Below are 24,599 nucleotides of genomic sequence, written 5' to 3' on the forward strand. Positions count from 1 at the left end.
TGCTCCCCCAGCTGGGCGGCGCCGCAGCAGCATTCGTCGGCGCCGTCGATCCCGCCCACAGCCTCGCTGTTCAACACCACACACTTGCCACCTTCTTCGGCACCCACCTATCTCACTCCCGCGGCGAGAACCGAACAGCAGCACCCGGCTGCCCATGAACCCCGCAGCCGGACCACGCCACCTCGTCGAGGCAAGCCGCTGATAAGTCCTGAACCGGAGCCAGGCCCACATCGACCGACGGACGCAACCGACAAGTACGCGCACGGCGTTGTCCTTCTCGAGCGCCGACTCCAGCCAGTCCAGCATCGCCGACCGCACCGAAACGGTCATCAGGAGCGAGCGCAGGCAAGGTGTTCACCAATGGAAGATTCTCGGACGAAATCCGCGGGTGAACATCGTTGAGCAGCGATGATTCCGACGACCAGTGTTCAAAAATGCATCATGTAATGAACAGGCCCGGCGGAAAGGTGCCGCAGGTAGTTCAGCTCTCGGTGGCGAGGCGGCCGCCAAATCCGATCAATGTCATGCCCGCGATCGCGTCCAGGCGACGGCGCACTCGCGGGGTCTGCATCCAGGTGGCGATCTTCCCGGCTGCGGCGACCAGGATCGCGCAGTAGATCGCGGTCAGCACGATGTAGAGGGCGCCCAGTGTCAGCGTGGTCCAGCCGACCGAATACCCGTGCGGGACGAAGCCGGGCAGGAAGCTGATGAACACGATGCCGATCTTCGGGTTGAGTAGGTCGGTGAGCAGGCCGGAGCCGAAACCCCCGGCGCGGCTCATCGGCGAAACCGGCCGCGTCGGCGCGGGATCGGCGGCCGCGACGGCGGGGGCCGCGCGCAGGACCGACCGCAACGACTGCACGCCCATCCAGACCAGGTAGCAGGCTCCGATGATCTTTAGTGCGTCGTAGCCGAGTTCACTGGCCTGCAGCAACGCCGACAATCCCGCGACAGCGGCCAGCATCCACACCATCAGGCCGCACAACACTCCGATCGAGGTGAGCACTCCCTCCCGGCGGCCGCCGCGCACCAGCCCGCGCAACACCACCAAGGTGTCAGGGCCCGGCAGGATGACGAGCAGCACCGCGGCGAGGGTGAACGAGACAAGGGAAGTGAGCACCCACCGATCCTAGGAGGCGCTGCGAGGCGCCCTACAAGGCACATCGCCGCTGTTCATAAATGGGAGGATTACGGGCAGGGTCAGCGCTGTAAGCATCGTTGAACAGCGACGATCCCGCCCACAGGTGTTCATCAATACATCATTTGTTTGAACAGGTTTCCTGTCGCGACATCCGGTTGGCAATGGTTTCTGCGATGCTTACGGGCCATGAGTGCGCAGCCTTCTGGAGGTCTGGTCCCCCGACCCGATGGGACATTCTGCTGGGTGGACCTGAAGACGCGGGATCCGAACGCGGCGGCAGCCTTCTTCGAACGCGCGCTGGGCTGGACTGTCGAGACCGACCAGGACTCGTGGCGGCGGGCTACTGTCATCCGGGTGGGCGAGCACCGCATCGGCGGACTCAGTGACGTGACGGCAGCTGTTTATCCGCCCGGGACACCCCCGCACATCGCCTGCTACCTGGCGGTCGACGAGGTGGACGCGCGGGTCGCGGCCGCGGTCGAGGCCGGCGCCCGACTAGTGGTGGCGCCCTTCGATGCCGGGGACGACGGCCGGATCGCGACACTGATCGATCCGTTCGGCGCGGCAGTGTCGCTGTGGCGGCGGGCACCGCGGAGGGGTTGGACGCATCCGCGGGCGACCGGGGCGGCGCCGCGGCGACTGCAGCACCTGAGCGCGGATCCACCAGCCGCCGCCGAGTTCTACCAGCGCCTCCTCGGAATGGCCGATCCCGACACCGACTTCACCGGGCTCGCAAAGCCGAACACGGTGCCGGGCTGGCGCCTGATCGTCGCCGTCGACTCCGTCACCGAGGTTCAACGGCGAGCGGGCGAGTCGCATGGCGGAACCGGGCGGGTGGATCCCGGAAGCGACCGGGGCATGATTGCCGATCTCACCGCACCCGATGGCCTCACCTTCTCCATCGAGGGCTGACTCCGGGAACCGGTTTCGCAGCGGACCGAGGATGGAGCGCCCGAGATACTGCCCTTCCCGCTGTCCAAAAAAGGGGTAGTTCTGGGCGAAATTCGGTCGAATATATCTATGACCAGCGATGATATCGCCTATCCGTGTTCAAGAACGCATCGTTTTACGGACGCCGACGCTCGGTATCAGCATCAGGAATGTTCACCCATAGCGGGTGAACCGCGTCTCGCTCAGCTGCTCATAAGCTGTACTGCCCGAACGGAGGAGCACTGCGAGCCGCGAGCCGCTCACTGCTCCCGATGACTTGACACCCGCGGGCAGATCTTGCATTAGACCTCAACTCGGCCCGTTTTGGCGGATGTACCGCTCCCGAGAGCTCAAACGGCCCACGCTTACAGCTTCTGATACTCGCGAATCCGTCCCAGCATGGCACCACACTAGCGCGTCACCGTAGTACCCGCCGAAAATCGGGCGGATAGCCGAGTACCCGCAGCTGAAGGCGCTAGCGATGGTGGCCTCCAAGTGCAGGACGGCACTCACCGATAGATCACGACGATCAGGGATATCCGAACTCCGTTGGTTTCTCGGCGATCACTACCGGACCCCCACCTGGACATGGAGCAGGGTGTTGCTATAGATTTCAGTCGTGACTGAATTCTATAGCAACGAACGCCTCTCGGAGTGTTCATGACCGTGCAGCGAGAACCCGTGACATTCACCAGCCTGGGCACCCGCTGCGCAGGCGACCTCTACCTGCCGGACGAGGTGTCCGCGGACTCACCCGCGCCCGCGCTGGTACTCGGACACAGTGGCGTGATGGTGAAGGAGGCACTGGTCTACTTCGCCCCCTACTTCGTGCGAGCGGGCTTCGTCGTGCTGGCCATCGACTACCGCACCGTCGGGTCGAGCGAGGGCGAGCCGCGCGGGCTGGACTACCCGGAACGGCAGGTGGAGGACTTCCGCAGCGCGATCTCCTACCTCCAGACGCGACCGGAGGTCCAACCAGAGCGCATCGGCCTGTGGGGCGTCAGCATCGGCGGCTCCGTCGCCGTCCAGGCCGCTGTGCTCGACCGGCGCGCCAAGTGTGTCGTCGTGCAGAGCCCGAGTGTGTGGAACGGGTGGCGGTACCTGGAGCGGCTGCTCGGCCGGAATGGGCTGCACGCACTGCGCGAGCGGCTGGACGAGGACTGGCAACGCCGCTACGAGACCGGCGAGAGCGCCCGCGTGCCGCACCTGAACCTGGACCACGAGACCGCCAAGGGCGCCCAAGACCTGTCGAGCGAGCTGTATCCCACCTACCGCAACGAGAAGACCCTCGACTCCACCGAGCAAATGCTCACCTTCGCGCCGGAGAACCTCATCGACCGGCTCACGCCGACGCCGCTGCTGATGATCGCCAACGGAGGCCACGATCCGTACCACATGCTCGAGGAAGCGCAGACCGCCTTCGCCAAGGCAGGCGAGCCCAAGCGACTGGAGGTTCTGCCCTACGACGTCCTCGGCCTCTACACCGGCCCCGGACTGGAGGAGGCGATGGGCCTGGCCGTCGATTGGTTCGACCGGTACCTGCGCCGGACCCGACTGGCCACCACCACCCCGACGCCCACCCACGAGTCCGTCGCCGCTATGAATGGTGACCACCGGACATAGGGAGTGAGGCGCTATGGGCGACGAACGGCAGGACCAGCTCATGCGGTGGGTGGAACGGGTAGCCACCTTCTGCGTCGAGGAGTGGGGGCTGCCGCCGATCACCGGGCGCGTCCTCGGCTGGCTGATGATCTGCGACCCACCTGAGCAGTCCGCCGGCGGAATCGCCGACACCATCCAGGCCAGCCGCGCGTCCCTGACCTCCAACATGCGCCTGCTCACCGCCATCGGGCTGGTGCGCAAGGTCCGCCGCCCCGGCGACCGCACCGCCTATTACCGCATCGAGGACGACGCCTGGCACAAGGTCGTCCAACGCAAACTCGATAGCCTCAGCGCGTTCGGCGACATCGCCGAGGAGGGCTTCGCCCTCACCGAAGGCGTACATACCGAACGCATCAAGGCGGCCCAGGAATCCCTGACCTGGCTGCGGGACATCGCCGCCCGCACCCCCCCGAAGCACTAGGAAACCCATGCCATCGCAACAACTCGGCCTCAGCCCGGCCCAGGAGACGCTGTTTCTCACCCTGTGCGCACGAGCAATGGACAGCACGGAACCGAACCCGATCCTCGGCGACACTCTCGCCGCAGCGGTCGCGGACCGGATCGCCGAGGATACCGGTTACGACTTCGCCAAGCTCAAACTCACACCGAGCCTCGTCGCCAGCACCGCGCTCCGCGCCAAAAAGCTCGACGACGTCATCCACCAGTTCGTTACCACGCACCCCGACGCGATCGTCGTCGACCTGGGCTGCGGCCTCGACACCCGGTTGGCCCGCTGCACCCCACCCTCCGGCGTCGACTGGTACGACGTCGACTTACCCGAGGTCACAGACCTGCGCCAGCGATACCTCCCGGACCGGTCACACCTGGTCGCCGCGGATGTCACCGAGCCCAACTGGTCACAGGCCCTGCCGGACGACCGACCCGCCATGATCGTGGCCGAAGGCCTGCTGCCCTTCCTGCCCGGCGACTCGTTCCAGACCATGATCCGTCAACTGGTCACCCGGCTCTCGGCCGGCGAACTCGCGCTCAACGGCTACACCCGCTTCGCCGCCTGGGCGATGAAATACCACCCCTCCATCAAGGCCCTCGGCATCGACGCCGCCCAAGGCTTCGACGACCCGCACGAGCCGGAGCACTGGGACGCCGGCCTCACCCTCGTAGCAGAGCAACTACTCACCCGCGCCCCGGAAGTGGCCGCGTTCCCGCAACCGGTGCGTGCACTCACCCGCCTCATGGCCCGCAGCACCGCGATGTCCCGCCAGGGCACACGCATACTCCACTATCGATTCTGAACAGCGCGCCTACCTCACTTCCAGGTGGCTACGACACGGGGTTCCGGTAGTGATCGCCGAGAATCCAACGGAGTTCGGCATATCCCTGATCGTCGTGATCTATCGGTGAGTGCCGTCCTCCGCCCAGAGGCCGCAGACGGATCAGCAACCTCCGTCCGCCCACCGGCGCGTCGACCAGGTTGCGCTCGTACCGGCTGTGCACCCTGGTCGCATCGCACCCGCAGCACCTGCAGGCCACCGCCCCCGCCAGCGCGGATGGCCGGATACACACCACGCCGCTGACCTCTTCGACTTCCTCGACGGCCACCCCGGCCAGGTGCGGCAGCAGCAAACGCACACCACGATCAACACACAGTCAGACATGATCACAAGACCCGTGCGACCTCCGGGCTCAGGGGGTAGCGGCTCATCCGCCAGAAATCCGCGGTAGCAATTTACGGCACATGGTGACCCACTATCTGCCGTAAATTGCGAGTCCGTCCTGGCGTGATGACGGTTCCGACTCGGGAAGCTGTCTGCTATAGAGCTCGAGGGGTGTTCGGGATGGGATCGGTGCGGACGCGGTGAAAATCTATCTCGGCACGATCCCCGGTCAGTCTTCGTCGAAAACGAGGACCGTGACGATGATCCCGCTGCCGACACCGGTCACCACCGCGTCGAACACATGCCGTGTCACCGGGTTCCAGCCGCCGGCACCGTCAGTGTTACTCCACCAGCGGCTTCCATAGCCAAGAAGGCGAACCAGCGAACCGAACACCTCACTTGCCTCGACCCGGTTATAGCGTCCGCGCGAGCCGTAGGCGAGCGTAGTCGAGGCAATACCGATCAGTCGGCGCACAGCACCGTCCACATCGATCTCGGCGAGACGGTCAGCTAGTTCCGCAGACGAGCCCGGAACGTCTACCGGCACCTTGGGGTACCAACGCTCGAGAACACCGAGACCTTCGATCAGCTCGAACACCTCACGTGGCATCCGCGCTGCATCGCCGAGATTCGCCCACGCATGCATCTCCCCATTCCCGAGCGGTCCGCTCGAGCCGGACAGCAAAGCACGGATACGGTCAAGGCGATCGCCGACCGGCAGAATCTCGGAAGTCACGCCGCCCAGCTTCGCACGGCTGGTGTTTCGCCATCCAGCCCGCGACCAGCTGCCTACCGCCGGACTTTCGGCGGGTGCACCCCTACCCCCGCTCGAGCCACACCCATCACGAAAAGTGCGCCAGATCCGAATTCCGACATCGTCTATGAACGAAGTCTGGTGTCGCGCGGAGCCTGTCGGGCGAGCTCGTGACGGCGAAAGTGACGTCACTGCGCGTGCTCGAGAAAGTGGCTCTGCGGCTTCACGGTCTGATGCGGAAGGAACAAGACCATGACCAGCCAGCCGCCGTACCCGGGTGACGACCCACCCCGACGACACCTCCCGGGCCCCGGCCCCTACCCGCCCGAATATCACCTGTCTGCGCCCTACGGGGGCGACCCCCGGGCCGGCTATCTCCGGCCATCGAAGAAGAAGACGAAATGGCCATGGATCCTCGGCGCGATCGTAGTGGCGTTGCTGGTGTTCCTCGGCGCCTGTATCGCTTTCACCGGCGGCGGCGACCAGGAGCAACAGATCAGAGAGCCGGTCACCCTCACCTACGAGGTGAGCAGCGACGGCCCGCTGGCCGCCAACATCTCCTACACCAGCGGCGACGGCGCCACCATCGAGCAGGCCGACCTGCAGCGCTTGCCCTGGAACACACAGGTCACCATGACCGGCCTCGACCACCTCTTCTCCCTGACCGCCCAGGCAGACCGGGCGGCCACCACCATCACCCGCACGGTCGGCGAAGACGGCAAGATCCTGACCGCACACACCGCCACCGGACCCTCCGCCATCGTTTCCTGCCGCGGAAACGCCGGCTGAGCCGCCCGTACCCGTGCGCGGCCTGACAGCAATGCCTGCCCGGTGGTCACCGGGCGCGGGTCGCGGTGCCGACGATGGCCGCGGTCAAGCGCAATTCGCTATTTAGCTATAAAGCTAAAATACAGGCATGACCGAGATCGGGCCTGAAGAGGAAGCCGGAGTGTTCCGCGCGCTGGCCGACCCCACGCGCCGGCAGATCCTGGAGGATCTGCGCTCCGGCGAGTTGACCGCCGGGGATATCGCCGCCAAGTTTCCGATCAGTGGTCCGTCGATCTCCCGGCATCTGGGCGTACTCAAGGCAGCCGGGCTCGTCCGAGAGCGACGAGCCGGCAATCGAATCTTCTACTCCCTTGTCGAGGAACGACTGGCGCTGTGTGTCGGCAGGTTCCTGAGCGCGATCTGCCCGGAGCAGGTCATCGTCAGACAGCGCAGACCGCGAACCACCAAGAACAAGGGAACCTGATGAGACCTCCGCGGATGTCCAGCGTCGTCGAGCGACGCCTTCTCGTGAACTACCGCGTCGCCCCTGAGGCTGCCGCGAGCTTGGTGCCGCCGCCGATGCGACCTCAATTGGTTGGCGGTTGGGCGGTTGCCGGCATCTGCCTGATCCGCCTCGGGCAGTTCCGACCCAGTCGGCTACCCGGCTGGGTCGGACTGCGCAGCGAGAACGCGGCACATCGCATCGCGGTTGAGTGGGATGGTCCGCAGGGACGCTCGACCGGTGTGTACATCTCACGTCGTGACAGCGGCTCGGTGATCAATGTCCTTGCCGGTGGCCGACTGTTTCCGGGTGAGCACAGTAGGGCGCGGTTCGACGTGCGGGAGACGACGCAGGACCTGCATGTGGCCTTCGCCAGTCATGACGAGACCCTCTCCGTGAGCGTGGATGTCCGGACCGCCGAGCGGTTCCAGGGAAGCGAACTGTTCGCCGAGCTGGCGCAGGCATCGGACTTCTTTCGGCATGGCTCGGCCGGATTCTCGGCCACGCGTGGCGGTCGATGCCTCGATGGGCTCGAACTCCAGACGAACTCGTGGCACGTCGAGCCGGTCGAGGTCCAATCGGTTCGGTCCACGGTCTTCGACGACCGGGACCGGTTCCCGCCCGGCACCGCAGTACTCGACTGCGCCTTACTCATGCGCCAGGTGCCGGTGTCCTGGCGCCCCCTTCCGCCCCTGCGGGTCGATGTCGACTCCGTGCCTGCGGGCAATAGCGCACATCCGGAATAACCGCACCGCGCCAGTCTGCGGCGGCCGCGCTCGATAGCGCCGATGAAGTTCACGTTCTCACTGTGCGCCGAAAAGATATGTGCCAGCACTTCGTCATCCGCCGTCGACGGGCCCCGCCGAGACAGAGCCGCGGCACTGCCGCCGGGCGGGGTCAGCCGCAGGATCGTGCGAATCTCGACCAGCCGCTGATACCGGTATACGCAACCGACGACGCTCAACCACACCCCACCGAACCCAGTAGCCACCAGCGCCAACCCCACGGAAGTGGCGTCCCATTGGGCGAGCAGCCACGCAAACATCGTCATACCCAGCAAACGGATAACACTTCGACAACGGCAAAATCCGCTGTCCAGGAAAGGATTTCATCCAGGCGGTCCAGGGCGAACCGCACGGCGGCCGTGACATGCACCGGTGCTACGCGGGTCGCCACATCGGCGATCGAGACGATATCGGTTGCGGCCGTGCGCGGTTGGCAGAATTGTGTCGTGACGGCAGGGGACGCAGAACCCGCGGCCCGGAGGCCGGCCGCAATAGTCCCGCTGGTGGCGGAAGCGAACGCCAGGCGCTATAGCCCGCCTGGTGCCCATATGGGCTGTTTGGCGCGACCCGGTGAGTTCGATGGGACACCGTCCCCAGGGGCCCGGCCGGGCGTACAGCCCGGGCCGGACCGTGATCAGTGACCAGGTAGCAGTCAGAAGTTGAGGTCGAGCCCCACGTCCAGGTCCAGGTCGAGCAACGTCGAAAGGTCGACATCGTCGAGGCCGTCGGCCAGACCGAGTGCCGTCGCCAGCGCGGTATCGACGGTGTCACCGCGGCGCAGATCCACATCGATGCTCACCTGCCCGGGGAACTCCGTTCCGTCGACGATGCCGGCGAAGCCGCTACCGAGAGCGGCATCGATCGCGGTAAGCAGACCGGAAGAGACGACGAGCCCGTCCTCACCGAATATCACCGTCGCCCGTGGCGATCCCTGATTCTTGTCCACCTGCGCCTGCCCGGGCTCGGAAACCTTGGCGATCTCGACCGCGGTGTCGCCCACCGCGCCGGTGATCGACCCGGTCGCGATGTCATAGGACACCGCCGTGATCGCGACCTTCTTCTGCCCCTTGGCCAACTGGATCCCGCCGTCGAACCCGACGACACCACGCACACCTTCCCGGCCGTCGCCGTAGTACAGCGCACTGCCACGCGACGCCCGGAACTCGACCGCGTCACCGGAGTCGACCGCCCCGCCCGCGACGGTGAGAGTGACACCTTCACTTTCCGGATCCAGCACCGCGCGAGGCCGAGCTCCAATGCACCGGCCACGACCGGCGTCCGAGACTTGTTCTGCTCCTGAGTACGCACCGGCACCGGGGCCGCTTCGGCGACCGGCACGACACCGGAGAACGCCACCACAGCACTACCGACCGTGGCCACAGCGAGGCCACCCCAACGAGAATGACGGAACAACGGAACCCCTTCCGAAGAGCGATCGAAGATTGCTATCCATCGGTCCTACGGTCTTCGGCGCGGACAACCGGCCCGGATCGTCCACGTCACAGCATCGGACCGGAATAGCCCACCTACAGCCGCCGTTGAACACCGGTGTCGGCGTCCGGACATGTTCTCGCGGCATCAAGTAGGACCGAGGACGCGGTGGTTGACAGGGACGTCAGGGCTCCGCACAGGCCCGGCCGTCGAGCAGGCGGCGGATCTCCTGGCCCGAATACGGGGTGCTGCGGCTTTCCTGCTGGAACGCATGCATGAACGCGGACATCGGCACGGCGAGCGGCGCGTGCCGGGTCAGGACTGCGGCGACCTCCTCCGGGAGACCCTCCGGCAGCTTGCCCTCGGCGATGGCGGACACCATCGCCGCCCGTTTTTCCCGGTCCTCCCACTGGACCCGTAGAGAGCGGTGAGCAACCAGTTCACCAGGTAAATGGAGGTGAAGCTGCGGTCGTAGCTCTGGTTCTGGGCGAAGAACGCGACCTTCTCCGCGGAGAAGGCCTGGGTGCCCGCTTCCATCTGGACGTTCAGCCACTGGTGCAGGGTCTGCGGGATGTACTCCAAAAACAGCGCGATACTCGCCGACGAGTCCCGCACGGCCTCGATCCGGTGGCGTATCTGGCGTCGGTCGTCCCAAGAGGCGACCACGCGATCAGTCTCGGCGAGCGCGGTCGGCAGCAGCCCCGTGTCAGGCAGCACCCGCCAGTGATACATCAGCGCCGATCGTGACCGGACTCGGTAATCCTTCGAGCGACCGCCTCACTGCCTCGGGATTTGTCGACCAGGACTGTCGCAGAGTGCGCCTGGCTCTACCGGGCTTCCAAACGTCGCGATTGATATCAGCAGGGCGCCAAGGGGAAACATGCCGGCGGTGGAGCGGCAGGTTTCGCGGGCACGACCATCGAGTCGCCACGAAAGCATGCACGCGGGGGACGTCTGGGCGGCACCAACGTGAGGGCGGGCACCCGCTTCACGGACCGGCCAGCACCTCGACGTCGGGAGGAGGTCGACCTTCCCGGTCAGCTGCTTGGACCCAACGGCCGCCGTCTTCGATCGGGAACTCGGACACGTGATGCCACGCCGTCACGCACGTCGTCGCGCGAAACTCGCCCCAAGACACGTCGATCAACGAACTGGTGCCGCGCCTGTTTCGTTGAGCAGAAACTCCCGGATCTGCTCGGCGACCGGCTCCGGCGCCGCCCAGAATGCGCCGTGACCCTGACCGGGCAAGGTCAGCACCGTGACTTTCGGCAGGAGCGCGGCCAGCGCATCGGCGCCCACGCGGAAGTAGGCCTCGCTGTCGCCGCCGATAGCGACCGCGATCGGCGCGTCGACCGACCAGCGGTCGGCGGGCAGAGGTTTACCGTCCTGGAGCCCGCGAAGGATCCGGCCTTCGTAGGCGAAGGTGTGCGCGTACCGGGCCATGTCTGCCCAGGACGGGTCCTGCTTCATCGGCTCGAGGTAGTCGGCGGGAACCCCGATCATCTCGGTCATGACGTATTCGACGGCCTCGCTGCGCTTGCCCGCCGCGACCAGCCCTTCCACGTATTCGACGTAGTCGGCGGGCGCCGGCGACCGGGAGTGATCGACGATGAACGGTGGTTCGTAGAGGTAGAGTCCTGTCACTCTGTCACCCAGCGCGCTCGCTGCGTCGAGTGCTATCGCGCAGCCGCCGGAACCGCTGGTAAGGGCCGCGGAGCCGCCTGCGACGTCTATCAGCGCGGCGATGTCGTCGAGTTCGCGGGCGGGGTCGTATGGCTGCGGGTCACCGCTGGCGCCACGGCCACGGCGATCGAAGGCGATCACCGTGAAATGTTCGGACAAGGCCTTGGCCAGGCCGGCGACCCCGGTGTGGTCCTCGGCGACGTTGCTGATCACGATAATCGCCGGGCCGGAGCCGGTCTTCTCGTAGGCGATGGTGGTGCCGTCGGCGGAGGTGACGGTCTGCATGATCGTATCTCCCTGAAGTGTCCCGAGCAGGTCGTCGAGCCGGTCGAGGGCCTCGGCATAGCCGTCGGCCATCTGCAGCTCGACTGCTCGCCGCAGGGCCTCGCCTCGACCTCGATGCGGCAACCGGTGCCGGCCGAGGCGAATGTGACCGAGGTCGGGAAGGTGCCGGTTCCGTCGGGTTGCCACGCCTCATCGGCGAAGGCGTCCTCGTAGGCCAGTTCGGCATGCGGGACGACGTGGCGGTAGGTGGCGACGCCGCGCACCGGTTCGGCCGATCCGTCCTCCGGTGCGATCTGGAACCGCCAGCGACCACCTGGGCGAACGTCCATTTCGTACACGGTCGCGGCCCAGCCCACAGGGCCCCACCACTTCGTGATCGCCTCGGCCTCGGTCCATGCCCACCACGCGCGGTCCACGGTGGCGGCGTAGGTGCGGCTGATGCGGAGGGTGTTGCGTGACCTGTCGACCACGACGCCGTGCCCATACATGTTCTGCCTCCTCACTTTTCCGTCTCGTCGAGGAAGGAGCCGAGACGGTCCATCCGTTCCGACCACAGGTCGGCGAATCGCTGCGTCCAGTCGCTCAATTCGCGCATTGGTTCCGGACGTAGCCGGTAGATGCGTTGTTGGGCCTGCTTCGTTGCCTCGACCACGCCCGCCTCGGCGAGCAGCCGCAGATGCCGGGAGACCTGCGGCTGACCCAGGTCGAGGTCGTCGGCAATGCCGCCTACCGACCGCGGTCCATCCCTGAGCAACTCGACGATCCGGAACCGGCTCGGCTCCGAGATCGCCGTCAATCGCCGCTGCACCGTGTCGACCATGGTTTGAACATACGCCTCTGCGTATATACACGCAAGCATATGTACCGTGGTGGCCCGGCTACACCTGCTGCTCATCAGCGGGGCTCACCCACCCCACCCCGAGTAGGAAGAGCCCTGATCACCACGGCCGGCGCGGGAATACGCACGATCGCACCACGACGGTGGCGACAACGGCCGCCGCGCGGATCACTCGAGCCATCGCGATCAGGATCAGCCGGCGAGGACCACCGGGGCGAGCGCTTCATCGCCAACAGGCGCGAAAAGGCCGGGTTCGACGATCAGTCGTTCTCGTCCTCTCCTGCGTCGACGCGGACCACCCCGTCGATCACGCCGAGAACCGCGCTCGCTTCCACAACGCCGGGGCCGCTGAGCCGCAGCGCGACCGTGACCAACCGATCCGGCGGCAGGTGGCCGTCGAAGTCCGCGCGCTGAGCGAGAACCGCCAGCGAATCGATCGTCCATCCACGTGCGGTACAGGCAGTGAGAAGTTCGCGGAGCACGCCCCGGCCGTCCTCGTAGGTGATGACGTACCCGCGTTCGGCGTTGCCGCGCCGCGATATCCAGCGCCCCAGCGGGGTGTAGCCGAGCACGATCACGAAGTGCAATCCGGTGACCAGCAGAGCCAGCCACACCAGACCGGCACCGGCTGTCATGCCGATCGCGGCGGTCTCCCACACCGAAGCCGCGGTGGTGAGCCCGTGAATGGCGCCCCGCCGGGTGATGATCAAGCCCGCGCCGAGAAATCCGATACCGGAGACGACCTGGGCCGCGACACGCGACGGGTCGAGAACAACTGTCCCGGCCGAGAGCACATCACCGAATCCGTACTTGCTGACGAGCATGAACAGCGCCGAGGCGGTGCCGACAATGGCCTGCGTACGCAAACCACCGCTCTTGCCGCGGAACTGCCGCTCCAATCCGATGACCGAGGACAGCGCGAATGCCAGCAGGAGTTGCCCGATCTGGCCCATATCCTGCGCATGTGTGCTCGCCACCGCAGCGACCGTCGTCATCGATTCCAATCGTGTCGCACCGGCAACCGGTTGTCGACACCAGCCAGTGGCGAGCAAGGCAGGTGAGCCGCGTAGCAGGCGACAGTCACACATAGATCGCCACCTGCCGGCCCCGAGCTGCACCGGGCCGGCGAGCCCGGTCTCATATCGGCTCACAGCCTGCTCGACGGCCTGTCGAACCCGATGCCGGGCGGTCAGGGCATCTACCGGACTCCGGCGGCCGGCCCCGAACTTCTGCCCTGGTCGGTGAGCAAACCCAGCGCGATGACGTCGGTGGCGGTGCGCAGCAGTTCGCGCAGTTCGGGGGCGGAGCGTTGCAGGTCGTCAGGGCGCCAGCCGAGACTGAACCGATTCGGCCAGCCGTGGTGCCATATCCTCCCGGCGGCATAGCGACCGGGAGCGGCCGGGAATGCGAGCAGGCGGAAGTACTCCGGATGTGCCAGATAGAACTCGAAGTATTCCTCCGCGGCCGAGTAGAGCTGTTCGATCGGGTTGCGTTCGGGGGTGTAGGGGCGGTCCATGTAGGTGCGCTCGACCTGTCGGATTCCGCCCTGAAGTCAGCTCGCTGCCCGCTGGTATGCCTACAGCGCCATGGAAGGAATACGGCCACGCTCGGGCACATCATGCCCATTGCGGCGCGCCCACCCCCGCACCGCCTTCGTATCCTGCTGCCAAGTTCCTCGAGCCGGCTGTCCGGCTCGTTGCGTCCGATTCCCTCGCGGCACTACCGCGCGAGAAAGTGCCAGCCGACCCATGCCCACACGAGCACAGCGGCAATCCTCGCAACCCGAGTGCGCGTGAGGTACGCGATTGTTTCGCCCAGAGGCGCGACCAGATCCCGGCGCACATACGTGACCGCGACCATGCCGAGCGTCACCACCAGTACCAGCACGAACCCGAGGATGATGATCACCCGATCGCTCATCTCGACACCAGCCACCAGCCGATACCCAGCCACACCAGCCATCCGGCGAACCGCAGCGGCCACTGCTCGAGTGCCGGATCCAACAGCGTCGACAATGTCGGGTGTACGTCGCTCGGCCTCGTCCAATCAGGTTGCCGCGCAAAGGCGTACACTTCCCACACCGATGCAGCGACCAGCAGCGTCGACCAGACTGCCACTCCGCGCCGCAGCCGGGCGGTGCACGGAATCTGCTCGGGCCTCGCGCGGAACGCCGGCACCGACGCCACGACCACCGGTACCGCCACCAGCAGGGTTGCCGACCAACCGAACGGTCGGGTGGCGGCCCCACCCGCCGCCAGCACCACACCGACGGCCAGCAGCGTGATCCGCCGCCGTAATGATCGCGTCGAGAGCTCCGGGTCCCCTGCCACCCGGGCAGAATAAGGCCTCGAGTGCCGGAGCCGGGCTACCGTTCGCCCAGCAACTCCGCGACGATCTCGACCCGCTGCTCGACCGCACCGGATTGCTCGCCACGGTCACCCAGGAGCACCGTTCATCGCGCACGGACCAGCTGAAGCGACCGACCTCGTGCAGGACTCGGGAGCCAAGCTCCTCGCCGCCACACGAGCGACCGGAAACGGACTCGTCTACGACACGATCGGAGATCGGGCATAGGACTTCGGGTGAGCTCCGGCACCGGCACCACCCACCGTGCAGCTTGTTCCGAAACAGCGGACCGACAGTGACGTCGGCTCGTGCGTTCCCACGGCCGGGTTATCGAACATATGTTCTAAATTGAGGTATGCTGCCGCGGTGACCATGAATTCGACCACGCTGGCGCCGGCCGCCCGAACACCAGGATGGCCGGACCTGGCCGATGTCGACTTGCTGCGCGCACTCGTCGAAACCGAACGCCGCCGGAAGCGACTGGATGCTGCCATGCACGCGGCCGTCGCCGAAGCCGAACGCCGTGGCCTCGCCGCGGACACCGGCTACAGGGACACCGTGGAGCTATTGACCGATCTGCTCCGGATCAGTGCCCACGAGGCGCGCCGGCGAATCGACTACGCGGCTCCGCAGGCCCGCTCGCGTACCAGAAAGGTGTGGAGGGTGCTGGCGGCAGCAAGTTGAGGCCGAGCCCTGGTGCCCCAACCGGAGGCGGGCGGGTTCGAGCCGCCACGCGGGGGTGGCGTCCTTCGATGTGCGACCGCACCGGCCGCAACGCCATTTCTCCACCGATCATGGATACAGTCACCTCCTACTGTCGCCCGGCCCCTGAGACAGCGCTCTGAAACCCTCGCCCGACACGACGGACATGCCGGAAGGCATCGGACCTCCGGCACCTCGCCCCTGTACCGCCAGGACGGACCAGCGCGACCAACTACACGTCATAGCTGACGCCAACCGCCACACCGAACTACAGGACAAGCCTTAGGTAAGTAGCCGATTTGCCGATACCAATATCTTCGGGTCAGCAGCAGCCACAGCTTCGACCGTAGCCACGCCGCCGCCTTGCCACCCGTGGAGGCGCACCTCTCGCACCGCGAAAAGTCCGCCCCTTGCCGCTGCTCGGACCGGGGACTCCATTCATCAATCGACGCCTTCTTGGCCATTGCGATCATCGGAGGTCAGCGACGATCGGCCGGGATCAAGTGTCCATTTTCGGGGGACTCGGAGAGATGTACCTCTGGACCGAGACCCCCGATCACTGCCCTCAGAACCATCGCGCCACCGAAAATCACAAAGCCCGGCTGGAATGCTAATTCAGCGCAGGTGAGAACAGGCCAGTGGCCGATGGCGTCGACGACGGCGTACTCGGAACGCGGTGTCGATAGCATCGGGTCTCCGAGCTTCCAACATTGGGAAGATTACGAGCGTCTCATTGTCGCGGATCCCATATCCTAGGGGACGCAATCGGTGGCTATGGAGAATGCGATTGCCGGACGATTCCCCAGACCGCCCAGCGCCCGCCCTGTGGGAGTAGCCGATGAAGGGCGACAGCCCAACTCACGTAGCAGTCTACGAGCTGGTAGGACGCAGTTGGCAACGCGCTGCCGAATTTCGGCTCCACGATCACCGGACCGTGACCTTGACAATGGCCACAGACCACGAGTGCACCGAGGCCCGGCACTGGTACACAGAAGGGATTCCCGTCCTCGGCACGGCCGAGGTCGTAACGACAGCAACCCCGACCCGATTCATGCGCGCCCTCCTGCAACCGTTCCGCGCGAGCTACAGCCGCGTTATCGACGAGAGTCCCGGCACAAGCAACGCATTCCGCACACCGCTATGAGCCGGATCCCGGGATTTTGATCGCCACGACAGCTCGTGTGGAGAGCTATGTCCCATAGCCCATTGAGCGAGGCCGGAGAAGAGGTTGCGCTGCGGCTCGGCCAGACCGCGCTGCGCGCGGCACGTCGACACGGAACCTGGCTGCGAGACAACGCCGACACACTCAGGTATCTGATCAACAGCCAAACCGCCATCGATCAAAGCTTCATCGTAAGCGGAACGCGATCGTTCGCGAGCCGCCCTCCGATCTACCGGCCCCACAGTGAGAAATTCCCGCAGTACGTTCCGGATGCAGGTGAACTGGAGGTGGCCGGCCGCCGCTTGGTGCGTGACCACGAACTGACCGATCAGCTACCACGATCCTCCAATGATGTGCTCGTGATGGCCGACGACCGAGAACGCCTGCACATCGTCAAGCCGATAGCCGGTGAGAACTTCGAGCGGGACTGGTTCACGGAGCGGCCAGGCGAGCTAGCGGTCCGCGAGCTCGGAGGTTATCGAGTCATAAACGGCATGTTTCCTCATTTGGAACTCGTACCGCCCAGCGCGCTGACGGTAATCGACCGGCACGGGCCGGCATTCGTGCAACAATTTGTTGACCTCAAACCTGACGTCCCCGTCGAAAAGTACCGAAAAAAACAGCAGCAAGCCGCCGCCGCCGGCCATTTCGTGATCGGCAGCTACGACGGGCATTACAAGAACGCGCGACCCCGCATTACACCCAGACCAAGCAATGAGAGCGGGGCGGATATGGCCCTGTTCGACAACGGCTTCAGCTTTCCGACCAGGTCCGAAGACCTTATCGATCAGACACGGAAATTCCGCATCATTTCATCATTCACGAAAGAGTGGTCGGGGCAACGAATGGACGACGACATCCTGCAATCGGTCGAATCGTTCGGAAGCGCCAGGATCGGCAGCGCACTCCAGGATCTGCTGGGGGATGAAGCAATCGATTTGACATTGGCGCGACGCGAGCAATTGCTGCGCCACGAAGGAATCCCATCGGATATGTTACATCTGAAACACCAATAGTCGCGCAAAAGTGAACATGGGCATTGGCCACTGCGCGAGTATTGCCGAGCCGACGGGCGGCGAGCTCGGGGTCGCCGTAGGCGTGGTCGACGACGGTCGCCGCGCCCTTGTGGAAGGTGCGCGGCGCGACCCAGGCGAAGTTCTCGCCGCGAGCGGCGCGCCAGGTGCGGCCGGAGTTCTCGGGTTCGTAGCGAGCCGTTGCGCGCCGGAGGCAGAGTGTTGCGGGTGATCCGGCCGTGCCCGAGCTGCTCCCGATAGTCGCGCATCGCTTCGGCGAGGCGGTTGCTCGGGTCTTCGGGGCCGCGGTCCATGCGCTCGACCGGGTGCGGCGCACCGGAGCCGTAGTAGCGCACAGTTGTGCGCCGGTGGCCGTACCTCTGCCGCTTCGACTTCGACGGCACTGCCCACAGGCTTGTTCCGATCCTTCTCCGCGCGGTCGCAGCGGAACCGCACAGCCCACTCGAGCGCCCGCCGCCATCCTGTCCGGCCGTTCAGGTGGCGATCAGTGCACCGGCCAGGGCCAGCATGGTCACCCAGAGGGTCGACCCAGCGGCCAGCACGAGCGGGCGGGCACCGACGCTGGCCAGCAACCGCAGCCGCACGCCGGTACCCAACGCGAACATGGCGGCAGTGAGCAGCACCGTCTGCACCTCATGTGCCACGTCGAGTGCCGCGAAGGGAATCACGCCGGTCGACCTGACCGCCGCGCAGGCCAGGAATGCCAGTACGAACACCGGCACCAGCGGAGGCTTACGTCCTGAGTCGTAGGACGCGTCGGTCCGCGTGCGCCGGATATGCCAGCCGATCGCGGCCAGGACCGGCGCGAGCAATACGACTCGGGCGAGTTTGACCACCACCGCGATGGTGAGCGCGGTACCGCCGATCGCTCCGCCGACGGCTACCACCTGCGCGACTTCGTGGACCGCGGCGCCGGCCCACACACCGCCGGCCGCCTCATCGAGTCCGAGGGCACGCGCAGCGGGCGGAATGACAGCGATCAGCATCGTCCCGAACATCACGACCAGAGCAACCGAGGTCAGGACCTCTTCTTCGTCGGCATCGACGACCCCGTCCGCGGCGGCGACCGCGGCGGCGCCGCAGATCGAGAACCCGCAGGCGATCAGCAGTCGCTGGGTCCAGCCGATCCCGAGCATCCGCCCGAGCAGCATGGTGCCGGCGATTCCCGCGACCACGATGACGAACACGAGGAACAGAATCGCGGACCCGAGTCCGAGGATGTCGGTGAACGTCACCTGCAAGCCCAGTAACGCGACGCCGATCCGCAGCAGCCGCTTGGAACAGAACTGGAGTCCAGGCCGAATACGCTGTGGAATATCAACGATATTCGCGGCGATCGCACCGACCAGGATGGCTGCCAGTAGCGGACTGAGAAAGGTAGTCCGACGGGTGAGCAGCATGATGCCGACCACCACGACAGCCACGAGTATCAGGCCGGGCGCGTACTCGCTACTCCCTCGTCGCGCTCGGCTCATGCGCGATCGGCGCATCGGTGCCGTCGGCGAGAGCGGTTCGCTCATCGGGTCGGATGTATTGATCTGGGGCATGATCGAGGTGTCCGGTGCTTTCGGTCTCGGCAACCGTCCGACAGTGGCCGACGGTCGACAGATATGACGGTTCGTGCGCCGGCGTATCGGAGTCGCCTCACTCCGATAGGCCGGCCGACGATGCGGGACTATTCGGCCGGAGCTGGGACGCGGGCCGGGTCCGTGCAGTACGCCCGCTCCGGCGGGCGCGGAGCCAGGATGGTGGAGAAGTACTGAATCGCGGAGAACAACGTGATCGGCCCGCCCGATCAGCGACCGGAGATTGTGACCCCGGCCCCGGCCGACGGGGGCTCGGCGCGCGCGGCGAGCTCGCGTTTCAGGATCTTGCCGCTGGCGGTCATCGGCAGGTCGGCGGTGAATTCGACGACGCGCGGGTACTTGTAGGAAGCCAGCTGCTCCCGGCACCAGGCGATGAGAATATCTGCGGTGACCGTCGTTTCGCGCTCCGGCACGACGTAGGCTTTGATCTCCTCGCCGTACTGCGAGTCGGGTATGCCGATGACCGCGGCCAGGGATACCGCCGGATGGGTGAGCAGTACTTCCTCGATTTCACGGGGGTAGACGTTGAATCCGCCACGCACGATCATGTCCTTGGCTCGGTCGACGATGTAGTAGAAGCCGTCGGCATCACGGCGCGCGAGATCGCCGGTGCGGAACCAGCCGTCGCGCGTAACCTCTGCGGTGGCGTCGGGGCGGTTGTGATAGCCCTTCATGACGTTGTGCCCGCGCAGCGCGATCTCCCCGATCTCCCCGGCCCCGGTGATGGTGTTCCACACCGGGTCGATCAGCCGGGCTTCGATGCCCCACACGGGAATTCCGATGGAGCCGGGCCGGGGATCGCGGCCGGGGTCGGCGAACAGCGCCAGCGGAGAGGTTTCCGACAACCCGTACCCTTCGAGGATCTGAACCCCGAATCGCTGCGCGAACCGGGACAGCATCTCGACCGGAAGCGCGGCGCCACCGGATACGGCCCTGCGGAGTGTTCCGGCGATCCGCTCGACGTCGACGCTGTCGTCGAGCGCGTTGAGCAGTCCCCAGTACATGGTCGGCACCCCGGCGAAGAACGTGATGCCCTCCTCCGCAAGTATTCGCAAGGCGGTGACGGCATCGAAGCGTGGCAAAAGCACCAGCGTGGCGCCGACCGACAGACCGGCGTTCATGTCGATGGTCTGGCCGAACGAATGGAACAGCGGCAGGGTCACCAGGTGGGTGTCGCGGCGTTCGGGCCGGTTGTCGAACAGCCGGTTCGCGGTCAGGGCGTTCATCACCATGTTGGCGTGGGTGAGCTCGGCGCCCTTCGGGCGACCGGTGGTACCGCTGGTATAGAGGATGACCGCGGTGTCATCGGCACCGCGGGTGATGGTGTGGAAGGTGGCCGGTGCCTCCGCCATGGCCTGCGACAGGGTCTCGACCCCCTCGTACGACGCGCCTGCTCGGGGATCGGCGGTGATCAGCAGCATGTTCCGGCAGCCCGGCGCCTGCCGGAACCCCTCCTGCCCGTACTCGCCCATCGGAAGCTCGGCGCCGCCCTCGTAGCAGACGTAGACGCTCGCTCCGGAATCGGTGAGGTGGTAGGCGATTTCGGGTGGGCGCAACAGGATGTTGAGCGGGACGACGACCGCGCCGGCCTTGAGGATGCCATAGTACACGATGACGAACTCCGGCAGATTCGGGCACGACAGCGCGACCTTGTCGCCGGGTCGGACTCCGCGCGTGACCAGTAGACGCGCTACCTGGTTGGCCCTGGCGTCGACTTCGGCGAAAGTCAGTCGCTCGGCGCCGAGCACGATCGCATCGTTGTCCGGGTGGCGGCGCGCCGAATCCTCCAGTAGAACAGCGAGATTGAGCACGAAATGACCTTTCGGGATTGTCCGGGCCGATACCGCATCGGCGTCGAGGGAATGCCGGGGACGGATCAGTCCGCGGTGATCAGCGGCGCGGCGGTGGCCGCCTGGATCTCGGCCTCGGTGACTCCGGGCGCGCATTCACGCAATGCCAACCCGGCGGGGGTGACGTCGATGACGGCCAGGTTGGTGATGATGCGCTGTACAACCCGCTCACCGGTCAGCGGGAGTGTGCAGCGGGAGACGATCTTCGGCGCGCCGGACTTGTCGGTGTGCTCCATGAGAACGATCACCCGCCGGGCACCGTGTACCAGGTCCATCGCTCCGCCCATGCCTTTGACCAGGTGTCCCGGAACCATCCAGTTGGCCAGATCGCCGGTGGCCGATACCTGCATTCCGCCGAGGACAGCGGTGTCGATGTGGCCGCCGCGGATCATGCCGAAGCTGCTCGCGGAGTCGAAGAAGGAGGCCCCGGCCAGCACGGTGACGGTTTCTTTGCCGGCATTGATCAGGTCGGCGTCGACCTCGGGTGCCACCGGGTAGGGACCCGTGCCGAGGATGCCGTTTTCCGAGTGCAGGGTGACATGCACGCCGTCGGGCAGGTGGTTCGGGATGAGGGTCGGCAAGCCGATGCCGAGGTTCACGTACTCGCCGGACCGTAGTTCACCTGCGGCGCGGGCAGCCATTGCGGACCTGGACCAACCGAGAACCATCGTGGCAGTGGTCATATCAGCTCTCCTGCGACGGTGCGTTTCTCGATGTGCTTGTTCTGCCGACCGGTGTGCACCACGCGGTCGACGAAGATGCCCGGCAAGTGCACTGCGCCCGGGTCGATCTCCCCCGCGGGGACGAGTTCTTCCACCTGCGCGATGCAGATGCGTCCGGCCGTGGCGGCCGGCGGGTTGAAATTGCGGGCCGACTTGTCGAACACCAGATTGCCGTCGGTGTCGCCGACGAGGGCGTGCACCAGGGCGTAATCAGCGGTGATCGCCTCCTCGAGCACGTAGCGCCGGTCCCCCCACCGGCCGCCGAAGGTGCGCACCTCTTTGGGCGGCGAGGCCACCGCGACCGAACCGTCGGCCGCGTACCGCCAGGGCAAGCCGCCTTCGGCGACGGGAGTGCCGACGCCGGCCGGGGTGAAGAACGCCGGAACCCCCGCTCCGCCCGCACGCAGTTTCTCGGCGAGAGTCCCCTGCGGTGTCAGCTCGACTTCGATCTCGCCGGCCAGGTACTGGCGGGCGAACTCCGCGTTCTCCCCCACATACGAGGCGACGATTCGACGGATTCGCTTGTCTCTCAGCAGGATGCCCAGGCCGATCCGATCGGTACCGCAGTTGTTGGAAATGACCTCGAGGTCGGTGACATCGCGTTCGGCCAACGCCTCGATGAGCGCGTCGGGTATACCGCAGACTCCGAATCCACCCACAGCCAGGCTCGACCCGGAGGCCACATCGGCGACGGCGGCCGCGGCCGAGGAGACGACCTTGCTCACCGAGCCGCCTGCACGCCGGTCGCGGTGGCGGCGAGTAGTTCGTCCAGCAGCTCCTGCGCCCGGGGCCATTCGCCATAGCCGGAGGCCGGATTGAGGTGACCGACATCGCCGAGATCCACCAGGCGGCTGCCCCAGGTTTCGGCCATGCCCGCCACGCGCCGATACGCCGCGAGCGGGTCGGTGGTGGAGGCGGCCACGATGCTGGGGAACGGTAGTCGCCTGCGTGGAATCGGCAGCCAGCCACCGGCCGCCAGTTCTTCCGGCGTCGGATACCCGCTCGGCATCGGTGTGCCCACATCCGCCGGGGTCGCCAGCAACGCCGCACGCACCGGTCGCTGGTGGTGCTGCGCCCAGTGCACGGTGATCATGACGCCGGCGCTGTGCGCGACCAGGACAACCGGACCGTCGACGTCCGCGACCACGGCATCGAGTGCGGCGATGCGGGCGGCGAGGCCGAGCTTGTCGTGCTCGAGCGGCGGGACCGTGCGGACCTTGTCCAGGCGTTCGGCGAGCAGCGTCTGCCAGTGCTCGGCTACGTGGTCGCGCAGCCCCGGCACTATCACGATGGTGGGGTCGACGGTGTCAGGCAATGGTTTTTCCTTTCGAGTTCACTTGCGCGGGGTCCGGGGCGACGGCGGCGAGTTTGCGCAGTCCGGCGGGGTAGACGCGTTTGCCGAGCACCAGTGCCGCGATAGCGGCCAGATAGGTCAGCGGTGCCAGCTGCAGTGCGGATCCCAATCCGATGCGATCGGCGAGGACGCCGACGACGAAAGGACCGAGGGCGAGCCCGAGCAGGCTGTTGGCCAGTGTCAAGGTGCCGAACGCGGAGGCGCGTACCGACGCATGGGTCAGGTTGGCGACCATGGCCGCGGTAGGACCGGACGAGCCGCCGGAGAAGAAGGCACCGATGCCGATCAGCAGTAGCTGCACCGGGCCGGTTCCGAGACTGAAGCCGGACCCCAGGCACACAAGTGAGAGGCAGCAGAAAGTGATCGCCGCGGTCCATTTCCGCGACATGTCGGCGCGGCCGACGCGGTCGGTGATCATGCCGCAGCTCACCATCCCCGTACCGACCAGCAGCACGAACACCGAGGCGACCGCGCCCGCCCGGTCCGGGGCCAGGTCGTAGTTGCGGTTGAAGAAGCTCGGCATCCAGGACAGCAGTACCGCGGCGGTGAAGATCTGCAAGCCACTGCCCACGTAGGCGCACACCACCGCGGGGTTGGTGAACAGCGTCGACACCGGCGCGCGGAAACCCTCGATGTGTGGCACCGGTTCCGTGTGCTGGTCGGCAGCGTTCCTGGCAAGCTTCGCCTCGGTCACGACCACGCTGAACAGAGCCGCCAGGAGCAGGCCGAAGATGGCCATGGCGGCGAACGACCAGCGCCATCCGAGGTGGACGGCGATGACACCACCCAGGCCGACGCCGAGTACGGAGCCGAACGAACCGCCGGCCATGAACGCGCCACTGAGCGCGGCATGCATCCGGGGGGCGAAAACGCTGATCACCACGGCGATCCCGACGCTGCCGTAGGCCGCCTCGCCGACCCCGACGAAAAAGCGGGCGGCCAGCATCTGCTCGTAATTCGCCGCCAGGGCGCACAGCAGCGTCGCGGCACTCCACAGCACTGCCATCAGCACCAGGCTGCGCACTCTGCCCCACCTGTCGGCCAGTACGGACAGCGGCAGGGTGAGAATGCCGACCATCAGCGCGACCACGCTGGTGAGCGACGCCAACTGCGAATCGGACAGCGTCCATTCGGTTTTCAGAAAAGGGAAGACCGCGCTCAGCACCTGCCGCGACATGTAGTCGGCCAGCAGCAGACCGAACGCCAGCAGGAAAACGACCCACGGGTAACGCGGGCGGCGGGGGTTTCGGTCCGCCGCGACCGGGGCGGCGACCACATGGTCGTCCGCCCCGGCGACGGTAGTGTGCAACTCCATTGGTGCTCCTACAAATCCGATGCGCCCAGACGGTGTGCGACGCGCCGAAGCCGATGAGTTCGGAGACGTTGCCCGCTCGGCTACGTCAGGACGTGGGCGGGGGAAGGTCCTCCCCCGCCCATTGGCGCCCGTC

At 66.2% G+C, this 24,599-nt stretch carries 27 protein-coding genes and 1 pseudogene; 9 read left to right on the plus strand and 19 right to left on the minus strand.

Annotated elements, in window-relative coordinates; genetic code table 11:
• Positions 1 to 481: 481 nt before the first annotated feature.
• A complete protein-coding gene (locus IG75_RS0131045; protein WP_030524905.1) occupies positions 482 to 1,120 on the minus strand; it encodes a LysE family translocator in 639 nt (212 codons plus the stop codon).
• Between the two features lie 207 nt (positions 1,121 to 1,327).
• Between IG75_RS0131045 and IG75_RS0131050 the strand changes: the two genes are divergently transcribed.
• The 4 genes from IG75_RS0131050 (at position 1,328) to IG75_RS0131065 (ending at position 4,986) form a co-directional block, all read left to right on the plus strand.
• Positions 1,328 to 2,053 carry a VOC family protein gene (locus tag IG75_RS0131050; RefSeq protein WP_030524906.1) on the plus strand — a complete coding sequence of 242 codons (726 nt, stop codon included), beginning with the start codon at positions 1,328 to 1,330 and terminating at the stop codon, positions 2,051 to 2,053.
• Positions 2,054 to 2,731: 678 nt separating this feature from the next.
• Positions 2,732 to 3,694 carry an alpha/beta hydrolase gene (locus IG75_RS0131055; protein ID WP_036515688.1) on the plus strand — a complete coding sequence of 321 codons (963 nt, stop codon included), beginning with the start codon at positions 2,732 to 2,734 and terminating at the stop codon, positions 3,692 to 3,694.
• Positions 3,695 to 3,707: 13 nt separating this feature from the next.
• Positions 3,708 to 4,154: a GbsR/MarR family transcriptional regulator gene (locus tag IG75_RS0131060; RefSeq protein ID WP_030524908.1), complete on the plus strand. Its 447-nt coding sequence runs from the start codon at positions 3,708 to 3,710 to the stop codon at positions 4,152 to 4,154.
• Between the two features lie 7 nt (positions 4,155 to 4,161).
• Positions 4,162 to 4,986 (plus strand): class I SAM-dependent methyltransferase, encoded by an 825-nt coding sequence (locus tag IG75_RS0131065; protein WP_030524909.1) that lies wholly within the window; start codon positions 4,162 to 4,164, stop codon positions 4,984 to 4,986.
• 28 nt (positions 4,987 to 5,014) lie between these two features.
• Here the strand turns inward: IG75_RS0131065 and IG75_RS0131070 are convergent, their stop codons facing one another.
• Together IG75_RS0131070 and IG75_RS0131075 are read right to left on the minus strand one after the other, a co-directional pair.
• The gene (locus tag IG75_RS0131070; RefSeq protein WP_051715216.1) at positions 5,015 to 5,323 is read right to left on the minus strand and encodes a transposase family protein; all 309 of its coding nucleotides are present in this window, start codon (positions 5,321 to 5,323) and stop codon (positions 5,015 to 5,017) included.
• A gap of 255 nt (positions 5,324 to 5,578) precedes the next feature.
• Positions 5,579 to 6,085: a hypothetical protein gene (locus tag IG75_RS0131075; protein WP_051715219.1), complete on the minus strand. Its 507-nt coding sequence runs from the start codon at positions 6,083 to 6,085 to the stop codon at positions 5,579 to 5,581.
• A gap of 270 nt (positions 6,086 to 6,355) precedes the next feature.
• Here IG75_RS0131075 and IG75_RS0131080 point away from each other — a divergent pair, with 270 nt between their 5' ends.
• From IG75_RS0131080 to IG75_RS0131090, 3 genes are all read left to right on the plus strand, one after another.
• The gene (locus tag IG75_RS0131080; RefSeq protein WP_081877262.1) at positions 6,356 to 6,892 is read left to right on the plus strand and encodes an MmpS family transport accessory protein; all 537 of its coding nucleotides are present in this window, start codon (positions 6,356 to 6,358) and stop codon (positions 6,890 to 6,892) included.
• Positions 6,893 to 7,019: 127 nt separating this feature from the next.
• Positions 7,020 to 7,355: a metalloregulator ArsR/SmtB family transcription factor gene (locus IG75_RS0131085; RefSeq protein ID WP_030524913.1), complete on the plus strand. Its 336-nt coding sequence runs from the start codon at positions 7,020 to 7,022 to the stop codon at positions 7,353 to 7,355.
• A 14-nt stretch (positions 7,356 to 7,369) separates the two neighbouring features.
• On the plus strand, positions 7,370 to 8,119 hold the full coding sequence (locus IG75_RS0131090) for a DUF2071 domain-containing protein (protein ID WP_245713373.1): 750 nt from the start codon (positions 7,370 to 7,372) through the stop codon (positions 8,117 to 8,119).
• A gap of 691 nt (positions 8,120 to 8,810) precedes the next feature.
• Here the strand turns inward: IG75_RS0131090 and IG75_RS0131095 are convergent.
• From IG75_RS0131095 to IG75_RS37620, 10 genes and pseudogenes are all read right to left on the minus strand, one after another.
• Positions 8,811 to 9,395 (minus strand): hypothetical protein, encoded by a 585-nt coding sequence (locus IG75_RS0131095; RefSeq protein WP_030524915.1) that lies wholly within the window; start codon positions 9,393 to 9,395, stop codon positions 8,811 to 8,813.
• A 378-nt stretch (positions 9,396 to 9,773) separates the two neighbouring features.
• Positions 9,774 to 9,971 carry a hypothetical protein gene (locus tag IG75_RS39395; protein WP_156059274.1) on the minus strand — a complete coding sequence of 66 codons (198 nt, stop codon included), beginning with the start codon at positions 9,969 to 9,971 and terminating at the stop codon, positions 9,774 to 9,776.
• A 761-nt stretch (positions 9,972 to 10,732) separates the two neighbouring features.
• Positions 10,733 to 11,629 carry an alpha/beta fold hydrolase gene (locus tag IG75_RS0131110; RefSeq protein ID WP_245713374.1) on the minus strand — a complete coding sequence of 299 codons (897 nt, stop codon included), beginning with the start codon at positions 11,627 to 11,629 and terminating at the stop codon, positions 10,733 to 10,735.
• A gap of 29 nt (positions 11,630 to 11,658) precedes the next feature.
• Positions 11,659 to 12,045: pseudogene (locus IG75_RS40955) on the minus strand (SRPBCC family protein); the annotation flags it as partial.
• A gap of 11 nt (positions 12,046 to 12,056) precedes the next feature.
• Positions 12,057 to 12,377: an ArsR/SmtB family transcription factor gene (locus IG75_RS0131115; protein WP_030524918.1), complete on the minus strand. Its 321-nt coding sequence runs from the start codon at positions 12,375 to 12,377 to the stop codon at positions 12,057 to 12,059.
• 278 nt (positions 12,378 to 12,655) lie between these two features.
• The gene (locus IG75_RS0131120; protein WP_030524919.1) at positions 12,656 to 13,390 is read right to left on the minus strand and encodes an MgtC/SapB family protein; all 735 of its coding nucleotides are present in this window, start codon (positions 13,388 to 13,390) and stop codon (positions 12,656 to 12,658) included.
• Between the two features lie 203 nt (positions 13,391 to 13,593).
• Positions 13,594 to 13,911 (minus strand): hypothetical protein, encoded by a 318-nt coding sequence (locus IG75_RS0131125; protein WP_051715233.1) that lies wholly within the window; start codon positions 13,909 to 13,911, stop codon positions 13,594 to 13,596.
• Positions 13,912 to 13,971: 60 nt separating this feature from the next.
• Positions 13,972 to 14,145 (minus strand): Lsr2 family DNA-binding protein, encoded by a 174-nt coding sequence (locus tag IG75_RS40960; RefSeq protein WP_081877264.1) that lies wholly within the window; start codon positions 14,143 to 14,145, stop codon positions 13,972 to 13,974.
• Positions 14,115 to 14,315 carry a DUF6186 family protein gene (locus tag IG75_RS0131130; protein WP_030524921.1) on the minus strand — a complete coding sequence of 67 codons (201 nt, stop codon included), beginning with the start codon at positions 14,313 to 14,315 and terminating at the stop codon, positions 14,115 to 14,117. The genes IG75_RS40960 and IG75_RS0131130 overlap by 31 nt, the downstream gene beginning before the upstream one ends.
• Complete coding sequence (locus tag IG75_RS37620) at positions 14,312 to 14,725, minus strand: hypothetical protein (protein ID WP_051715236.1); 414 nt, start codon at positions 14,723 to 14,725, stop codon at positions 14,312 to 14,314. The genes IG75_RS0131130 and IG75_RS37620 overlap by 4 nt, the downstream gene beginning before the upstream one ends.
• A 388-nt stretch (positions 14,726 to 15,113) precedes the next feature.
• Between IG75_RS37620 and IG75_RS0131145 the strand changes: the two genes are divergently transcribed.
• Together IG75_RS0131145 and IG75_RS0131160 are read left to right on the plus strand one after the other, a co-directional pair.
• Positions 15,114 to 15,425: a DUF222 domain-containing protein gene (locus IG75_RS0131145; RefSeq protein ID WP_051715344.1), complete on the plus strand. Its 312-nt coding sequence runs from the start codon at positions 15,114 to 15,116 to the stop codon at positions 15,423 to 15,425.
• Positions 15,426 to 16,649: 1,224 nt separating this feature from the next.
• Positions 16,650 to 17,621, plus strand: coding sequence for a hypothetical protein (locus IG75_RS0131160; protein ID WP_030524925.1), 972 nt, complete (start codon positions 16,650 to 16,652; stop codon positions 17,619 to 17,621).
• A 491-nt stretch (positions 17,622 to 18,112) separates the two neighbouring features.
• Here the strand turns inward: IG75_RS0131160 and IG75_RS0131165 are convergent, their stop codons facing one another.
• The 6 genes from IG75_RS0131165 to IG75_RS0131190 all read right to left on the minus strand — a co-directional run bounded on the left by IG75_RS0131165 (position 18,113) and on the right by IG75_RS0131190 (position 24,466).
• Complete coding sequence (locus IG75_RS0131165) at positions 18,113 to 19,159, minus strand: YeiH family protein (protein ID WP_030524926.1); 1,047 nt, start codon at positions 19,157 to 19,159, stop codon at positions 18,113 to 18,115.
• Positions 19,160 to 19,434: 275 nt separating this feature from the next.
• On the minus strand, positions 19,435 to 21,036 hold the full coding sequence (locus IG75_RS0131170) for a long-chain-fatty-acid--CoA ligase (protein ID WP_051715240.1): 1,602 nt from the start codon (positions 21,034 to 21,036) through the stop codon (positions 19,435 to 19,437).
• Between the two features lie 65 nt (positions 21,037 to 21,101).
• Complete coding sequence (locus IG75_RS0131175; protein WP_030524928.1) at positions 21,102 to 21,758, minus strand: 3-oxoacid CoA-transferase subunit B; 657 nt, start codon at positions 21,756 to 21,758, stop codon at positions 21,102 to 21,104.
• Positions 21,755 to 22,522, minus strand: coding sequence for a CoA transferase subunit A (locus tag IG75_RS0131180; RefSeq protein ID WP_030524929.1), 768 nt, complete (start codon positions 22,520 to 22,522; stop codon positions 21,755 to 21,757). The genes IG75_RS0131175 and IG75_RS0131180 overlap by 4 nt, the downstream gene beginning before the upstream one ends.
• A complete protein-coding gene (locus IG75_RS0131185) occupies positions 22,519 to 23,112 on the minus strand; it encodes an RBBP9/YdeN family alpha/beta hydrolase (protein ID WP_030524930.1) in 594 nt (197 codons plus the stop codon). The genes IG75_RS0131180 and IG75_RS0131185 overlap by 4 nt, the downstream gene beginning before the upstream one ends.
• A complete protein-coding gene (locus IG75_RS0131190; protein ID WP_030524931.1) occupies positions 23,105 to 24,466 on the minus strand; it encodes an MFS transporter in 1,362 nt (453 codons plus the stop codon). The genes IG75_RS0131185 and IG75_RS0131190 overlap by 8 nt, the downstream gene beginning before the upstream one ends.
• Between the last annotated feature and the right edge of the window lie 133 nt (positions 24,467 to 24,599).

This window comes from Nocardia rhamnosiphila NBRC 108938, assembly GCF_000720425.1.
GTDB lineage: Bacteria > Actinomycetota > Actinomycetes > Mycobacteriales > Mycobacteriaceae > Nocardia > Nocardia rhamnosiphila.

Coding starts and splice junctions, on each gene's coding strand:
- IG75_RS0131165 (WP_030524926.1), bottom strand. CDS start 19,159: ATGAGCGAACCGCTCTCGCCGACGGCACCGATGCGCCGATCGCGCATG.
- IG75_RS0131090 (WP_245713373.1), top strand. CDS start 7,370: ATGTCCAGCGTCGTCGAGCGACGCCTTCTCGTGAACTACCGCGTCGCC.
- IG75_RS0131175 (WP_030524928.1), bottom strand. CDS start 21,758: ATGACCACTGCCACGATGGTTCTCGGTTGGTCCAGGTCCGCAATGGCT.
- IG75_RS40960 (WP_081877264.1), bottom strand. CDS start 14,145: ATGGGTCGGCTGGCACTTTCTCGCGCGGTAGTGCCGCGAGGGAATCGG.
- IG75_RS0131130 (WP_030524921.1), bottom strand. CDS start 14,315: ATGAGCGATCGGGTGATCATCATCCTCGGGTTCGTGCTGGTACTGGTG.
- IG75_RS0131060 (WP_030524908.1), top strand. CDS start 3,708: ATGGGCGACGAACGGCAGGACCAGCTCATGCGGTGGGTGGAACGGGTA.
- IG75_RS0131190 (WP_030524931.1), bottom strand. CDS start 24,466: ATGGAGTTGCACACTACCGTCGCCGGGGCGGACGACCATGTGGTCGCC.
- IG75_RS0131065 (WP_030524909.1), top strand. CDS start 4,162: ATGCCATCGCAACAACTCGGCCTCAGCCCGGCCCAGGAGACGCTGTTT.
- IG75_RS0131055 (WP_036515688.1), top strand. CDS start 2,732: ATGACCGTGCAGCGAGAACCCGTGACATTCACCAGCCTGGGCACCCGC.
- IG75_RS39395 (WP_156059274.1), bottom strand. CDS start 9,971: ATGGTGTCCGCCATCGCCGAGGGCAAGCTGCCGGAGGGTCTCCCGGAG.
- IG75_RS0131125 (WP_051715233.1), bottom strand. CDS start 13,911: ATGGACCGCCCCTACACCCCCGAACGCAACCCGATCGAACAGCTCTAC.
- IG75_RS0131080 (WP_081877262.1), top strand. CDS start 6,356: ATGACCAGCCAGCCGCCGTACCCGGGTGACGACCCACCCCGACGACAC.
- IG75_RS0131120 (WP_030524919.1), bottom strand. CDS start 13,390: ATGACGACGGTCGCTGCGGTGGCGAGCACACATGCGCAGGATATGGGC.
- IG75_RS0131050 (WP_030524906.1), top strand. CDS start 1,328: ATGAGTGCGCAGCCTTCTGGAGGTCTGGTCCCCCGACCCGATGGGACA.
- IG75_RS0131085 (WP_030524913.1), top strand. CDS start 7,020: ATGACCGAGATCGGGCCTGAAGAGGAAGCCGGAGTGTTCCGCGCGCTG.
- IG75_RS0131115 (WP_030524918.1), bottom strand. CDS start 12,377: ATGGTCGACACGGTGCAGCGGCGATTGACGGCGATCTCGGAGCCGAGC.
- IG75_RS0131110 (WP_245713374.1), bottom strand. CDS start 11,629: ATGGCCGACGGCTATGCCGAGGCCCTCGACCGGCTCGACGACCTGCTC.
- IG75_RS0131145 (WP_051715344.1), top strand. CDS start 15,114: ATGAATTCGACCACGCTGGCGCCGGCCGCCCGAACACCAGGATGGCCG.